Below are 15,482 nucleotides of genomic sequence, written 5' to 3' on the forward strand. Positions count from 1 at the left end.
CGTCGTCAGGAAGGGTGGCGGTGCCCCGCCGCGTGCGCGCCGTGAAAGGGTGTGCTGACGCCGTCGTACCGCAGGCGGAGCATCATGCCCTGGTCGGCGTGCGGCAGGTTGTGGCAGTGGTTCATCCAGATGCCCCGGTTGTTCGCCTGGAACGCCACCTCCCACACCTCGCCGGGGCGGACGTCGAACGTGTCCATCCACAGCGGGCTGCCCGAGGACGGCTGGCCATCGCGGGACAGGATCAGCACCGGATGGCCGTGCAGGTGCCAGGGATGGGTCTCCAGACTCCGGTTGACCACGGTGAACCGGACGATGTCGCCCTCGGCTACGAGCTGGTCGGGGATCGACGGGTGACCACGCCCGTTGACGATGTGCGCGAAGGCGGGTCGTCCGTCGACCATGGCCAGCCCCCGGTCGAGTACGAGGGTGAAATGCCGGTCCGCGGTCGCGGTGCGCAGAGGCACGGGGGTCGAGGCCCCGTAGGTGAGCAGGTCCAGTTCCGGCCACGCGGCGGTGTCCTGCCCGGCAGCCGCACCGTCCGGCGCGCCCGGGTGCGGCCGTAGCCACACCGTCGCCACACCGTCGACGAACAGCGCGACGGCGGTGTCCGGCATGGCGAACACCAGATCCCGGCGCCCACCTGCGGCGACCCGTACCGCCGTCCGGCTCGTCTCACCCGGCTCGTGCAGGTCCCGGCCGTCGACCGCGACCAGCCGGAACGGGGTGCCGGCCAGCGCGAAGCGACGCGGGTCGGAGTCGGTGTTGATCAGACGCAGCCGGATCTTCGCACCCGCAGCCGCGACGTGCTCGACGCCCGCGACCGCCGCGCCGTCGCTGAACGTGTGCACGGGAACGACCAGGTCGAGATCCGCGGGGTCCGGATCCGTGCGAGGGGTCACGACGAGCACGCCGTAGAGGCCGCGCCGCACGCCGATGTGGGACGCGTAGTGGGTGTGATACCAGTACGTCCCGACCTGGTCGGCACGGAACCGGTAGACGAAGGCGGCACCGGGCGCCACCGCCGGTTGGCTGAGGCCCGGCACCCCGTCCTCCCCGCACGGCACGTCGTAGCCGTGCCAGTGCAGGGTCACGCCCTCGTCGATGTCCTGGTTGACCAGCCTCACCTCGAGGAGGTCGCCCTGGGCCACGCTGAGCTGCGGACCGGGCACCGCGCCGTCGAAGGTCCAGGCATCGGTGTCCTTCCCGGACGGCAGACGCACGGCGGCCTTGCGGGCGGTCACCCCGTACGCGCGTCGAACGCCGCCCGGGGCGGGAGTGTCCGGCCCACGCAGGTCGGCAACCGACACCAGCGAACCCCGGCTCGGGCCGGGACCACCGCCAACCGTGTGTGCCGCCCCGGAGGAAAGCGCCGCCAGGCCCGCGCCGGTGCCGGTCGCGCCGACAGCTGCCACGCCGCCGGCGACGCCGAGGAAGCCACGGCGGGACAGGCCCATCCCCGCATCCGGGACCGCCTGCACCGCGACGTCCGCGCCGGGTACCGGAAGCGACCGTGCGGTCAGCAGGACGGCCGCCATCACCAGGCCGACCGTGATCAACGCGGTCGGCAGGGTCAGCGGATACCCCACGAGGTAGGTGACCACGAAGCCGGCCAACGCGGCGTACCCGGCGGCGAACAGCGCGACGACAGCTACCTTCTCGCCGGCTGCGCGCCGGGGTGCTCCGGTGACCCGAGCCAGCAGCATCGGTCCGGCGGTCACCGCGGCGGCCAGCGTGGCCGCCCCGAGCAGCGGCAGCCCCAGCAGGACCTTCTCCTGGACGAACCACCAGCCCCGTCCGGCCAGCACCGCTACCGACACGGCCTTGGCCAGGGTGAGCACCAGTGCCGCGCCGAGCAGCACCAGGGCGGCTCTGGCGCGACCCCGTATGACGGTCACTCCGGCGGCGAGCCACGCGGCGGCGCCGAGCAGCGCCCAGACATGATCGAGGACGGTCAGCGCCGCCGTGGTCATGACCGGGTCGCGTGGCTGAGTTCGGTGCGCTGCCAGGCAATCTGGCGAGCCTCACGCACCACCCAGATGGTGACCCCGACGATGATCAGTCCGTTGACGGCGTGTACGCCGAAGATGAGGTGACCCGCCTCGGAGCCCTCACCGAAAGACCGGGCGACCTCCCGGATCAGCGACTGGATGAGCACCAGCCCGGCCACCAGGGCCGTCCTGCCGATGACTCGGCCGGGCATCCGGGCCAGCGCGGAGACAACCGCGAGCACCACAGCGGAGAAGAGGATCAGGTAGCCGAGGAAGCGATGGGGGGAGAACGCCTCCTCGGTCGGCGCGGAGTCGAACGCTCCGCTGGCGGCGAGATAGAACTGTGCGACCTCGGCGAGCAGCAACAGCGACGCCAGGCCCGCGAAGAGCTTCTTCATGGTGCCGATCCTGGTGCCGGGACCGCCCGTCGCGCATGATCCGAGGCGTGACTCCGGCTACGCGAATTCGCGTAGCCGGAGTCGGTCCGGATACGTCGCGGGGCGTAGTCGGCCACGCACCGGAGAGTGCGAGAGGTGCCGTAGGATCGCGGCATGAACCTGCGGGTGATGCCGGAACGACTGCGGGCCTGGCTCGACCGTCGACCTGCCTGGTTCGCGGACGTCCTGTTGGCACTGTTCATCACGGCGGTTCAGGTCCAGAGTGTCAGCGAGCACGGTGCCGTCCTTCCCGAGCCGATCGCCCGCCCCGCCTCGGACTTCGGGTATGCCGGCTACGGCCTGGTGGTGTTGAGTGGCGTGGCCGTCGTCGCCCGGCGCCGCTGGCCGGTCGCCGTGTTCGCGCTCACCGGCGCGACCAGCCTGGTCTACTTCGGTCTCGGGTTCCCTGACCGGATGTCCTGTCTCGGTCTGTTCGTCGCCCTCTACACCCTCGCCGCCTACGGCGACGGGCGTCGGTCGCTGCTGATCGCGGGCACGGGCACCGCGGTGCTGGCCGTCGGTTGGCTGGTCGCAGGTGCGGACGTCCAGCCGAGTGAGGCCCTGGGCTGGGTGCTCTTCCGAATCGGGGCGTCGATCATCAGCATCACGCTCGGCGAGTCCGTCCGGTCCCGCAGGGTCATCGCCGCCGACGCCCAACGCCGGGCCGAATTGTCCGAGCGATCCCGCGAGGAGGAGACCCGAGCCCGGGTCGACGCCGAACGGTTGCGGATCGCCCGCGAGGTCCACGACACCGTCGCACACGCCATCGCCATCATCAACGTGCAGGCCAGCGTCACGGCGCACGTGCTCGACAAGCGTCCGGCTCAGGCGCGCGACGCGCTGCGGGCCATCGAGCAGACCAGTTCGCGGGCCCTGCACGAGATGCGCGCCGTGCTCGGCGTCCTACGCGAGGACGACGGGCGCGAACCGCACCCCGGTCTCGACCAGGTCGACGCGCTCGCCGGCAAGGCGCGCGAGGCCGGCCTGGAGGTCACCATCGAACAGAGTCCGACCGCGACGCCGCTGCCGAGCGCGGTGGACAGCGCGGCCTACCGCATCGTCCAGGAATCGATCACCAACGTGATCCGTCACGTCGGGCCGACCCGGGTGAGCGTGACGATCGAGACCGTCTCCGACGCGCTGCTGATCCGGGTGGTCGACGAGGGTGCCCGTGACCCGGTGCCTGTCGCGGTGGGTGCGGGTCAACCGTCGAGCGGCCGTGGGATCGTGGGCATGCGGGAGCGCTGTCAACTGCTCGGCGGGGAGCTGCACGCCACGGCATGTCCCGGTGGCGGCTTCGAGGTCGTCGCCCGCCTGCCGCTCGCGCCGGTTGCGTCCCTCCCGTGACCGCCGTGCCCATCAAGGTGCTGCTCGCCGACGACGAACGGCTGGTCCGCTCCGGTTTCCGGCTGCTGCTCGACCTGGAGGACGACATCACCGTGGTGGGCGAGGCCACCAACGGCGCCGAGGCCGTCGAACTGGCTCGCGCCACCCGACCCGACGTCGTCCTGATGGACATCCGCATGCCGCGACTCGACGGGATCCGCGCCGCGGCGCAGATCGTCGAGATGCCCGGCATGGACCAGGTCCGCATCCTCATCCTGACCACCTACGACACCGACGAGAACGTATTCGAGGCCCTCCAGGCGGGTGCGAGTGGCTTCCTGCTCAAGGATGCCGGCCCTGCCGAGCTGCTGCACGCCATCCGGGTCATCGCCGCCGGAGACGCGTTGCTCGCTCCACGGGTCACCCGCCGGCTCATCAGCCAGTTCACCGCGCAGCGCAAGGCGGCGCAGGCCGGCGAGGACCGGCTCGCCGTGCTCACCGAACGCGAGCGTGAGGTGCTCGCCCTGGTGGCGCAGGGGCTGAGCAACGACGAGATCGGGGCCGCCCTGTTCCTCAGCCCGGCCACCGCGCGCACCCACGTCGGCCGCATCATGGGCAAGCTGGGTGCCCGCGACCGCGCGCAACTGGTGGCGATCGCTTACCAGACCGGTCTGGGCCAGTACACCGAGCAGCACTGATCCAGTCCCGCACCGCGCGGAAAGGAACAGGCAAGAGTCCACTCGGGAGTGTCATCGGGCTGCCACCATCGGGCCATGAGTGAGCCCGCCCTCGGCGTCCGGTCCCTGGACCTGGTCGATCCAGCCACCTTCGTCGACAACGACGTGCATGGGTTCTGGCGGGACGTGCGGGCGGAGCGCCCGGTCTACTGGCATGCGGCCACCGACAGCAGTCCGGGGTTCTGGGTTGTTTCCCGGTACGCCGATGTCCAGGCGCTCTACCACGACGCGGCGCTCAGTTCCGAACGCGGCAACGTCCTGGATGTCGTGCTGCGGGGAGACGACTCCGCCGGCGGAAGCATGCTCGCGGTCACCGACGGACCGTCGCACCGGAAACTGCGCAATCTGATGTTCAGCGCCTTCACGCCACGGGCGCTCGCCGAGGTGGTGACCAACGTTGAGCTCCGCTCCACCGAACTCGTGTCGGCGGTCGTGGGCGCGGGCTGTTTCGACTTCGCCGCCGAGGTGGCCGAGCAGATCCCGATGAACACCATTTGTGATCTGCTGTCGGTACCGCACGCCGATCGCAGGGACCTGCTGCGGTGGAACAAGATGGCCCTGTCGTCGGACCGGGCCGACAGCAGCGACCTCGACGCGCTCAGTGCCCGCAACGAGATCCTGCTCTACTTCGTCGAGCTGGCTGAGGAGCGGCGGAGCAAACCGGGTGACGACGTGATCAGCATGTTGGCGAGCGCCGAGGTGGACGGGGTCGCGCTCACCGTCGAGGAGATCGCGGTCAACTGCTACAGCCTGATCCTCGGCGGCGACGAGACGTCCCGGATCTCGGCGATCTGCGCCGTGCTGGCCCTGATCGAGAACCCGGACCAGTGGGACGCCCTGCGGACCGGCGTGGTCGACGTCGACTCGGCGGTGGAGGAGGTGCTCCGCTGGGCGACCCCGGGAATGCACGTGGCGCGTACCGCGCGCACCGATCTCACGATCCATGGGCACCGGGTCGGTGCCGGCGACATCGTCACGCTGTGGAACATCTCGGCGAACAACGACGAGTCGGTGTTCCACCAGCCGCGACGGTTCACCCTGTCCAGGTCACCCAACAAGCATCTTTCGTTCGGCCACGGCCCACACTACTGCCTTGGCGCGTTCCTCGGCCGGGCGGAGCTGCGGGCGCTGCTGACCGCCCTTACCAACCTGGTGACCCGGATGGAGCTGTGCGGCAGGCCCCGCCCCATCTACTCGAACTTCGTGTCCGGCTACGACACCCTGCCCGTCCGTTTCGAGATGTCGAGGTGACCGTGAAGAAAGCCGTTTGTGTCATCGGCGCGGGCCCGTCGGGTCTGATCGCGATGAAGGAACTGCTCGACGAGGGCCACACTGTGACCTGCTTCGATCACAACGCCGAGCTGGGCGGTGTGTTCCGCGCCGGGGCGGGCACCGACGAGCCGGGTGCCTACGACTCGACGCTGCTGACCATCTCCAACTACATGATGGCGTTCTCCTGCTTCCCGCCGCCGGAGAAACAGGAGCGACGGTTCTGGACGGCGATCGAATACCGGCAGTACCTCCACGACTTCGCCGACGCCTTCGGCCTGCGTACCCTCATCCGCCCTCGTACCGATGTGCTGAGCGTCGCGAGGAACGACAGCGGCGACGGCTATGTGGTCGAGACCGCGCCCGTGGACGATCCGGCCGCCCGGATCAGTCACCAGTTCGACGCCGTGGTCGTGTCCAGCGGCACCCACCGGGTCCCCAACAAGGTCGGCCTGCCGGGGCAGGAGGACTTCGCGGGCGTGGTCACCCATTCGGCCTTCTACCGCAACGCCGAACCGTTCCGCGGGAAGCGGGTCCTCTGCGTGGGCATCGGCGAGACCGCAGCCGACGTCGTCAACGAGATCGCCCAGGTGGCGGTGAGTTGCACCCTGTCGATACGCCGTTGGCAGTCCGTCGTCGCACGGTTTCCGGGTGACCGGCCGCACCCGAACGACGCCTACACCTCCGAGATGCTGAACGCGCTACCGCTGTCGGCTGCCACGGCTGTCCACCGCATCGGCATGCGGTTGGGCAAGCGGTTCGGCAAGACCGCCGCAAACCGGGCGATTGCGGCATGGAACTCGAACAACAAGAGCTTCTTCAACCACTTCCTGACCAAGAACGATGCGTTCATCCATCGGATCGTCGATGGCACGCTGACGGTCAACGCCTCCGGCATCGAGCGGCTCGGTGCGGACCACGTCGTGTTCAAGGACGGCCGGCGGGAGCAGATCGACACGATCATGCTGAACACCGGGTACACCGAGGACTTCACCCTCCTCAAGGACGTGCACATCACCGACGTACGCCAGATGTACAAGCACATGATCCATCCCGAGCTCGGTACCGGCGTGGTGTTCATCGGATGGGCGCGGCCCGCCGCCGGCGGTGTCCCGGCATGCTCGGAGATGCAGGCCCGCTACTTCGCGCTGCTGTGCAGCGGCAAGCGGATGCTGCCGCCGCCGGAGCAGCTCAATCAGCTGATCAAGCGGCAGGCAACATACGAGGACGAGTTCTTCACCGGCAACCCCGAACTGCGCACGCTGGTGCACTACAACCGGTACATGATCGATTTCGCCAGGGTGATCGGGTGTTCGCCGTGGCGTCCCGAGGTCTTCCGCAACCCGCGGCTGGCCTACCACCTGTGGTGCGGTTCCCAGGTGCCGCTCGTCTTCCGCCTGCACGGGCCGCACAGCGACCGTGAGACGGCACAGCGTCGGGTTCTGGAGCTGCCGGTCGCCTTCAATCCCGCGGAGATCATCCTCGCCACCGCCCTCACCGGTGTCACCCGCGCGCTGGGCGCGGTGGGCCTGGTCAAACGCGACGGCGTCTACTGACCTGCTCCACAGCTCGGGTGCTGCCCGCGACCGACCGGCCGGGCAGCACCCGAAACCTGGCTACCTGGACTGCGCCATCAGCTCGGCCAGCTCGGCCAGGCTCTCGGCCTCGAACACCGAACGCATCGGCACGGTCACGCCCAACTCCTTGCGCATCCGGCTGGCCAGCTTGGCGGCGAGTACCGAGTGTCCGCCCAGCTCGAAGAAGTTGTCCTGCGGCCGCACCTCGGTGATCTCCAGCGTCTCGGCCACCAGGCCGCACAGCCGATCCTCCAGAGACGGCGCGGGACCCGATCCGCCGACGGCGGGCTCGCCGTCGGCGCGCGACGGGACAGGGAGCTGCCCGGTCGGAGCCGTCGCCGCCCGCTCGGCCAACGCCTTACGGTCGATCTTGCCGTTCGGCAGGGTGGGCATCCGGTCGAGCACGACGACGGCGGACGGAACCATGTGCTCGGGCAGTGCGGCCCGGGCGTGCTCGCGTACCTGCGTCGCCACCATCGCCTGCTGTCCCGAGGCCGTGACGTAGGCGACGATGTGCTGCGACGAGGCGTCGGTGCCGGCGAGCACCGCCACGGCCAACTCCACCGCCGGATGCCCCTCCAGGCGTGTCTCGACCTCGCCCAGTTCCACCCGGAAGCCGCGTACCTTCACCTGATCGTCGACACGCCCGGTGAAATAGAGCTGCCCGTCGGCCGCACGCCTGCCCCGGTCTCCGGACCGGTACATCCGACTGCCCGGCGGGCCGTAGGGGTTGGCGACGAACCGTGCCGCGGTCAGGCCCGGACGGTGCAGATATCCCCGGGCCATGCCGCTGCCGGCCAGGTAGAGCTCTCCCTCGTCGCCGTCCCGCAGCTCCCCCAGGTGCTCGTCGAGCACGTGCACCGCGCTGCCGTCCCAGGGCGAGCCGATGCTCACCGTCTGCTGTACGCCCTCGACCGGTCCACCGATCGACGTACCGACGGTCACCTCCGTCGGACCGTAGCCGTTGAACAGCCGCCGACCCTGCGACCACTGCGTCGCCAGGGCTCGGGTACAGACGTCTCCGGTGGAGGTGAGCGTGCCGCCCGACAACAGCCCGGTGCCGTCGGTGATGCTCAGCGCCACCGGGGGCAACGTGGCGTGGTTCACCGCGTACTTCACCATCGTGTCGCGCAGTGACTCGCCCGGCATCAGGTCGTCCTGCTCGGCCATCACCAGCGTCGCGCCGTGCATGAGGGCCATGGTGAAGTCCCAGAACCAGGCGTCGAAGCTGAACGAGGCCCACTGCAGCACCCGGTCGCCGGGGCGGATGTCGTACACCCGGATCTGCGTGGCGACCAGATCCGCCACCCCGGCGTGGGTGAGCGCGACCCCCTTGGGCACGCCGGTCGAGCCGGAGGTGTAGATGACGTACATCAGGTTGTCGGCGGTCAACGGCGCCAGCCGCTCCTGCGCGGTGACGTCGTCCCCGCGCTCGCCCGCGCATTCCGCCACGAAGGCGGGATCGTCGAGCACGATCTCCGGCACACCCAGCTTCAGCGTCGCGACGCTGCTGGTCCGGATCGACAGCATGGCACGCGCGTCGGTGACCATGTGGGTCAGCCGCTCGACCGGGTAGGTCGGATCGAGCGGCAGGTACGCTCCGCCGGCCTTCAGCACGGCGAGAACCGCCGTGATCAGGGCGTCCGAGCGCGGCACCGCGACCGCGACCAACGAATCCGGGCCCACACCGGCCGCGATGAGCCGACGGGCCATCCGATTCGCTCGTGCGTTCAGTTCCGCGTACCCGACGGCGGTCTCGCCGAAGATGACCGACGGCGCATCACCGGCCCGCAGCACGCTCGCCTCAAAGAACTCCGAAACAGTGTCCACTCCGCCTCCGACGCAGCTTTCCTGCCGATGTGGTACCGAACATAGCGGTGGTCGCACGGCCCTTCGCCGTACGCTTTCCCGGATCTTTCAATCTCCTTGAACGCCGACGGACCGCGGGGTCGAATTCATGGCGTGCGCACCGACTCACGTCGAACGGTTCTTCTTCGAGACCGCGGTGACGGCTCGCCGCGGGTCCACCCGAGGCGTCGACGCCCGTGATCCGGGCTCGACGAAGAAGCCGCGCCCCCAGACCGTGCGGATCGCGAGGCCGACGATCTCCAAGCGCCGGCGCAGCCGCATGACGTGCAGGTCCAACGCGTTGCTCGACGAGCTGGCCCCGGAGCTTTCCAGGATCTCCCGCAGCTCGGTCCGGTAGACCAGCTGGCCGTACCTGGTCAGCAGCGGCGCCAGCATCTCGCACTGCATCAGGGAGAGCGTCACGGACGTGCTGTTGAAGTACAGCATTCCGGCCGGGTCCAACACCGGCTTCTCGTTGAGCACGGCCCGGGCCGCCAACTGACGGACCCGGACCTGGAGATCTTCCCGTCCGATGGGTGGACGCACCCAGTCCTCGTAGAGGCTGAGTTGGTCCGGCGGCGCCGCGCCGTGCTCCACGATCAGCAGACAGAGGTGCTGCTGTTCGTGGCATTCCGCGCGGATGTCGCTCTCCGCAGGCCAACGAACGAACTTAACCCGATTCTTGACATCGACCATCGCCTGCATCCCCCATAGCCACCATGTCCCGATGGGAATTAAGAAATGCCACCATTGAGACTCCTCACAGTTCCGTCTGCTTTGCGTCCCAGCGCTGAACCGGTGCGCCGGTCACCAGCGGGCGGTCTCCTCGGTCCGGCCCGGAGGGCGGTGCCGGTGATCCGAGCTTCCCGTCGCGCCTCAGCGACCAGCGCACCAGCGGCCCGGTCACCGCCGTGGTGAGCACGGCGACGAGCACGAGGACGCTGTATCCCAACTGATTGAGGAGGCCGGCCTGATATCCGATGCTCAGCACGACCAGCTCGGTGACCCCTCGGCAGTTCATCAGGATCCCGAATCGCAGCGCCTCGCCGTTCGGCATACCGGCCAACCGCACCACCCCGCCCGCCCCGACGATCTTGGTCACGACGGCCGCCACGAACACCCCGGCGAGCACCAACCAGGTGATCGGCGCGGTGCCGAGCAGCCCGACCGAGGTCGTCAGGCCGACACCGGCGAAGAACAGCGGCAACAGGATGAGCAGGGTGAAGCCCTCCAACTGCTGACAGATCCGTTCCACGACCAGCGAGTCGCGCGGTACGGCGACGCCGAACAGGAAGGCGCCGACCACCGGATGCAGTTGGATGGACTGGGTGAGCACCGAGTAGCCGATCGCTCCGGCCACCAGCACCACCGTCAGCGACTGGCCAGAGCCCAGCCGCCGGACCAGCGCCAGCAGCAGCGGGCGGACGCAGAGCACGGTCACGAGAACCAGCGCGGCCCCGAGCAGCAGGACGCGCAGACCCCCGCCGGCCGCGCTCTGCCCGGCCAGCAGGAAGGCCAGCACCAGCCAGAGCAGACCGTCACCGATGGCCGCTGCCGACACGGACAGCACGCCGACGCTGGTGTGCCGCAGTTTCAGGTCGTCGAGGATGCGCGCCAGCACGGGTAACGCGGTCACCGCCATGGCCAACCCGACGAACATCATCGTGCCCACCGGCGAGCCCTGCGAGCCGACGAACAGCCCGTCGGCGGCGGCGACGATGCCCATCCCGGCCAGCCACGGCAGACCCATGCCGGCGACCACCACCGCCCCGACCACGCCCTTGCGCTCGATCCGGTCGGTACGCAGTTCACAGCCCAGCAGGAAGACGAAGATGACCAGACCCAGTTGCGCGACCTGGTTCAGCCCTTCCGTCACCGCCGGGGGAAACAGGAACCCCGTCGCCGCCGGCCAGACCGCGCCGAGCAGGGACGGACCGAGCACCAGACCGCCCACCATCTCGCCGACCACCGAGGGCTGGCCGAACCGGCGGGCCAGCCCTGCGCACGCCTGGCAGGTCACCAGGACCACCGCGACCGCGAGCAGGAACCGGGTGAGCGTGCCCCCTGCGTGCGGCAATGCCGTGTCCCACAGCGGCACCGTGCTCACCAACACGACCATGCCGACGGTCGCACCGAGCAGGGTCCGGGTCCGGGTGGACAGGGTCGTCACGCCCGCGAGCCGGTCGACGGGGCCGAGTCCGGGCCAGTGCCGGCACCGCCGTACTCGAGCACGGCGTCCCGCAGGCTCTTCGGCCGCATGTCGGTCCAGGACCGGTCGATGTGGTCGACGACCTCCCGTCGGGGCGCCGGGCCGTACACCACCTGCCAACCGGCTGGCACGGTGATGCCTGTCGGCCACAGCGAGCACTGCTCCTCGTCGTTGCGTAGGGCCAGGAATTCTTGGCTGTCGTCGTCGAACGGATTGGACACGCGGACAACCCCTCAGGATCTCGAATGGCTTCCGGATGGCGACGGGCAAGGGTTGTGGCAGGCCCGGTCCTCGTGGCTGGTGTGGTGGTGGCCGGCGAGGTGGGTGAGTGTCCGGTTGTCAGGCCGGTGCGGGTGCCGCCTTCTCGATGAACAGTTGTCGCGCTTTCGCTCGTTGCAGCTTCCCGCTGGTGGTCTTGGGAAGGCTGCGTCTCGGTACGAGATGCACCTGGGCCACGGGCACACCGCTGCGTGCGCTGACCGCGGCCCGCACCGCCTGGCGTAGCTCTTCCTGCTGATCTGCGGTCACGTACGACTCGACGATGAGGTGCAGTTCCTCCGAGTCGCCGTCCTCGGGTCGGTGGCCGACCGCGACGACCGTGCCGAGGCGGACACCCGGCGCCGATTCGGCGGCCTGCTCGAAGTCCGACGGGAAGTAGTTGGCGCCGCGAATGATGATCAGATCCGTGGAACGCCCGGTGATGCGGATCTCGCCGTCTCGCAGATAGCCGACGTCGCCGGTCTTCCACCAGTCCGGCTCGGCGATGGCCGCCGCGGTCTCCGCCGGCAGGCCGAAGTACCCCATCGTGCGCGAGGGGCTGCGGAACTGGATGTCGCCGATCTGGTTGTCGCCCAGCGGCTTTCCGTCGCCGTCGACGATGCGGACCTCGCTGCCCACGACGGGCGCACCGCAGGCGACGACCTGCATCCCGCTCGCCTCCCCCGGGTCAACGTCGATCACCTGACCGTCGGTGGAGGCGGCCGTACGGTCGATGGTGTCGACCCGGACCGGCGCGTTGTGCGGCGGCATGGTGATGGTCAGGGTCGCCTCTGCCATGCCGTAGCAGGGCATGAACACGTCCGGCCGCAGGCCCCACTGCCGGAAGCGGTCGACGAAACGCTGGATGGTGCCGGGATGGATGGGTTCCGCTCCGCAGAATGCCATCCGCCAGGACGACAGGTCGACGCCCTCGAGGTCGCTGTCGCGGACCCGGTCGGAGGTGTAGCCGTAGGCGAAGTTGGGCGCCGCCGCGAGGGTTCCCCCCAGCGCACTGATGTTGCGTAGCCACTCGACCGGTGAGCGGAGGAACTGCGTCGGCGGCAGGAGGACGCTGCTGCTCCCGGTGTAGACGGGAATCATGATCCCCGAGATGAGGCCCATGTCGTGGTACAGCGGAAGCCAGCTCACCGAGGTGTCCTCGGTCGACCACCCCGTCGCCGCGGCACTCTGTGCCAGGTTCGCGGCCAGATTGCCGTGCGAGATCATGACGCCCTTGGGGCGGCCTGTCGAACCGGACGTGCACTGGATGAACGCGAGATCGTTCTCGGATGGCAGCTGGAACCGTCCTACCGAAGCCTCGGCGGACGCGGCCCGCTCCTGAAGCAAGTCCGCGTCGATGAACACCGTGTCCGTCACCGCCTCGGACGCCTGAACCACCGCGGCCCTGGCCAGGACCGCTGCCGGCCGCAGGTAGGCCACCAGATCCTTCACCTGGCCGTCGAATCCGGCCGCCCGCCCGAAGCTCGTCGGCACGGCGATCGCCGTAGGGGCAGCGCCGAGCAGCTGACAGCCGAGGAACGCCGTCACGAACGTCCAGCTCGTCGGTAGGCAGAACAGCACCCGGTCGCCACGACGCACGCCATACTCGGCGAGAACCGCGGCACAACGCAGCGCGTCATCGAACACCGTGTCGTAGCGGCGCGGCTCCACCCGCCCCGGCTCGGGCACCACCGACATGCCCGCCCCGTCCGAGCCGCGCTCCGCCTGGGCCATCAGGGCATGGATCACCGTCGGATAACTCGGCACAATTTCACTCATCAACCCCGCTCCTCACAACCTGGGACGGCCTTACTGACAGCCCTCAACCACATCCCGCACATCGCGCTCCCCCGCCCGACACGTCGTCCCCGCCCGACACGTCGTCCCGGCCGACCGCCACGTTCGCCGGCGTCGAGACGCCTCACCACCGCACCGCCAGGGCGAACGCGAGGCCGTCCGCGTAGTGGGACCACACCGGTACCGACCGGCCGCCGAAGGAGGCGATCAGCCCATCGCCGGCCCGGAGCAGCTCGATTCGCCAGAACAGCAGGCCGCCGCCGACGGCCGTGGAGTCCAGCGCCTTGAACGCGGCCTCCTTGGCCGAGAACAGCTCGACCGGGCGGTACCGGCCGTCGGGCGCGAGCAGGGTCCGCCGCTCCCGCTCGTACAGGACAAAATCGACCATGCGCTCGGTGACGGCCGCGTCCTCGATATCGACGCCCACCCCGGCGGCGCCGGGGACCACCACCGCGACCGCCATCCGATCGGTGTGCGCGATGGACCCGGGGTACCCACGCGGAAAGGCCGGCCTGCCGCCGGCGGCGCGCGGCACGCTCCGGACGACCGAACCCGCCGCGGCCAGCGCCGCCGCCGCGGCCTGACGGCCGGCCAGGAACTGCTCGCCCGGACCGTACGGCGGCGCCACCGGCGACCATTCGAGGTACGTGCCCGATGTGACGAGGGTTCCGAGCCCAGCGGTCACCGAAGTCACCTCACACGCGCAGCGCCGCGACGTGGTCAGCCAACGAGCTGATCGAGCGCAGCACCTCCGGTTGGATGTCGTCGTCCCACTCGAAGCCGAATGCGTCCTCCATCGCCACGAGCAGGCTGACCAGCGCGGCGGAGGACAGCCCCTGCTGACGCAGCGACACCGTGTCCGACACGGTCCGGACGAAGCTGTCCGGGCCGTGCATCTCGACCAGCAGCTCGCGAATGCGCTGCCGGGTCGCTGCCACCTGTTCAGCCATTGTTGTCGACCTCATCGACGAACCTGGTCACCGACGTCGGCCACTCGATCCTCTTCGGATTCGTTTTGGAATTGCTGAGCGTCAGGTTCGACGGACACTCAGGAACCTCACCAGCGGACACCACACCCCCCTTATTCATCCCCCTGCGCGCGAGGCGCATTCGGGTGACTGCGTCACGTCCCGCCGGTGTAACATCATGGGCGAATCCCAGTCCAGGAAGCGCCCACCGGGTGCCATCTCCACGACGTCGCCCGGTGCCGCAACAACCGCGCTGATCTCGTGGCATCGCGCGGATTGCGCCCCTTCACCAAACCGGCGGAGCACCACCGTACGGTATCATCTGTTCAATATGTTGCAATGTGTTAATTCTGCACACCCCGTTGTGCGCTTTCCACACACGGGGCAATCAAGAATAGACCGGACCACACCGGTGAACCGCCAGGGTGGAGATCCATCTTCCCGACGGCCCACATATGTTGACAAATTCCGGACACGGCCTAACGGGCGTCACGCCACATAAAAGAGGTATTGATGCCGAGAATCGCCTCCTGGCTGACCACCCGGAAGCCGAACCTCTCGTAGAGCACGACGTTGCGGTCGACATCCGCCTGGAGGAACGCCGGCACCTGCTGGGTGTCCACGTCAGCGAGAAAGGCCGTGAGCAGTGCCGAGCCGATCCCGTACCCCTGCTGGCGCGGGTGGACGGCGATCGGTCCGATGTGCCAGTGGGGTTTGTGGGGTTCGTGCCTGGCACGCCCACCCACCACCTTCAAGGCACGCGGCAGTCCGAAGCCCATCGCGCGGACCTGCGACGGCACCGACTTGATCTTCTCGCGTGCCGTCATCTGGCAGTGCGGCCACTCCGCGGCCTTGAGCACCCCGGCGAGTTCGCCCTCCCGCTCGGCGACGAGCACGTGGCTGGCCGTGTTGCCGAGCTTCAGGGTACGGGCAGCGTGTTCCATGATCCGGGCGGCCTTGTCGCGGTTGCCGCCGGCGATCGCCAGGTTGCTCGGGTTGAGGGCGAACGCGAGGCCGACTATCCGGCTCGCTTCGGCCATCTCAGTGGGCGTCATCCGTCGTACGGTC

Annotated in this window: 14 protein-coding genes; 4 read left to right on the forward strand and 10 right to left on the reverse strand. The window is 69.2% G+C overall.

Annotated elements, in window-relative coordinates; genetic code table 11:
* Positions 1 to 5 precede the first annotated feature (5 nt).
* Both AC2CHE_RS01885 and AC2CHE_RS01890 read right to left on the reverse strand, forming a co-directional pair.
* Complete coding sequence (locus AC2CHE_RS01885; RefSeq protein ID WP_484503124.1) at positions 6 to 1,970, reverse strand: multicopper oxidase family protein; 1,965 nt, start codon at positions 1,968 to 1,970, stop codon at positions 6 to 8.
* Positions 1,967 to 2,386 carry a DUF6220 domain-containing protein gene (locus AC2CHE_RS01890; RefSeq protein ID WP_484503125.1) on the reverse strand — a complete coding sequence of 140 codons (420 nt, stop codon included), beginning with the start codon at positions 2,384 to 2,386 and terminating at the stop codon, positions 1,967 to 1,969. The genes AC2CHE_RS01885 and AC2CHE_RS01890 overlap by 4 nt, the downstream gene beginning before the upstream one ends.
* Positions 2,387 to 2,539: 153 nt before the next feature.
* Here AC2CHE_RS01890 and AC2CHE_RS01895 point away from each other — a divergent pair, with 153 nt between their 5' ends.
* From AC2CHE_RS01895 to AC2CHE_RS01910, 4 genes are all read left to right on the forward strand, one after another.
* Positions 2,540 to 3,772, forward strand: a complete 1,233-nt coding sequence (locus tag AC2CHE_RS01895; protein ID WP_484503126.1) for a sensor histidine kinase — start codon at positions 2,540 to 2,542, stop codon at positions 3,770 to 3,772.
* A gap of 5 nt (positions 3,773 to 3,777) precedes the next feature.
* On the forward strand, positions 3,778 to 4,449 hold the full coding sequence (locus AC2CHE_RS01900; protein WP_484503163.1) for a response regulator: 672 nt from the start codon (positions 3,778 to 3,780) through the stop codon (positions 4,447 to 4,449).
* 75 nt (positions 4,450 to 4,524) lie between these two features.
* Complete coding sequence (locus AC2CHE_RS01905) at positions 4,525 to 5,739, forward strand: cytochrome P450 (RefSeq protein ID WP_484503127.1); 1,215 nt, start codon at positions 4,525 to 4,527, stop codon at positions 5,737 to 5,739.
* Positions 5,736 to 7,313 (forward strand): flavin-containing monooxygenase, encoded by a 1,578-nt coding sequence (locus tag AC2CHE_RS01910; RefSeq protein ID WP_484503128.1) that lies wholly within the window; start codon positions 5,736 to 5,738, stop codon positions 7,311 to 7,313. Before AC2CHE_RS01905 ends, AC2CHE_RS01910 begins: the two co-directional genes overlap by 4 nt.
* Positions 7,314 to 7,373: 60 nt before the next feature.
* Here the strand turns inward: AC2CHE_RS01910 and AC2CHE_RS01915 are convergent, their stop codons facing one another.
* From AC2CHE_RS01915 to AC2CHE_RS01950, 8 genes are all read right to left on the reverse strand, one after another.
* Entirely contained in the window at positions 7,374 to 9,164 is a 1,791-nt protein-coding gene (locus AC2CHE_RS01915; protein ID WP_484503129.1) for a non-ribosomal peptide synthetase, read from the reverse strand.
* 144 nt (positions 9,165 to 9,308) lie between these two features.
* Positions 9,309 to 9,878: a helix-turn-helix domain-containing protein gene (locus AC2CHE_RS01920; protein WP_484503130.1), complete on the reverse strand. Its 570-nt coding sequence runs from the start codon at positions 9,876 to 9,878 to the stop codon at positions 9,309 to 9,311.
* A 64-nt stretch (positions 9,879 to 9,942) separates the two neighbouring features.
* Positions 9,943 to 11,352: a cation:proton antiporter domain-containing protein gene (locus AC2CHE_RS01925; RefSeq protein WP_484503131.1), complete on the reverse strand. Its 1,410-nt coding sequence runs from the start codon at positions 11,350 to 11,352 to the stop codon at positions 9,943 to 9,945.
* Entirely contained in the window at positions 11,349 to 11,612 is a 264-nt protein-coding gene (locus tag AC2CHE_RS01930) for an MbtH family protein (protein WP_484503132.1), read from the reverse strand. Before AC2CHE_RS01930 ends, AC2CHE_RS01925 begins: the two co-directional genes overlap by 4 nt.
* Positions 11,613 to 11,730: 118 nt before the next feature.
* Positions 11,731 to 13,428, reverse strand: coding sequence for a fatty acyl-AMP ligase (locus AC2CHE_RS01935; protein WP_484503133.1), 1,698 nt, complete (start codon positions 13,426 to 13,428; stop codon positions 11,731 to 11,733).
* Positions 13,429 to 13,570: 142 nt separating this feature from the next.
* On the reverse strand, positions 13,571 to 14,131 hold the full coding sequence (locus tag AC2CHE_RS01940) for a 4'-phosphopantetheinyl transferase superfamily protein (protein ID WP_484503134.1): 561 nt from the start codon (positions 14,129 to 14,131) through the stop codon (positions 13,571 to 13,573).
* A gap of 10 nt (positions 14,132 to 14,141) precedes the next feature.
* A complete protein-coding gene (locus AC2CHE_RS01945) occupies positions 14,142 to 14,396 on the reverse strand; it encodes a phosphopantetheine-binding protein (RefSeq protein WP_484503135.1) in 255 nt (84 codons plus the stop codon).
* Between the two features lie 497 nt (positions 14,397 to 14,893).
* On the reverse strand, positions 14,894 to 15,469 hold the full coding sequence (locus tag AC2CHE_RS01950) for a GNAT family N-acetyltransferase (protein ID WP_484503136.1): 576 nt from the start codon (positions 15,467 to 15,469) through the stop codon (positions 14,894 to 14,896).
* Between the last annotated feature and the right edge of the window lie 13 nt (positions 15,470 to 15,482).

Source organism: Micromonospora sp. ATLC16 (assembly GCF_057196645.1).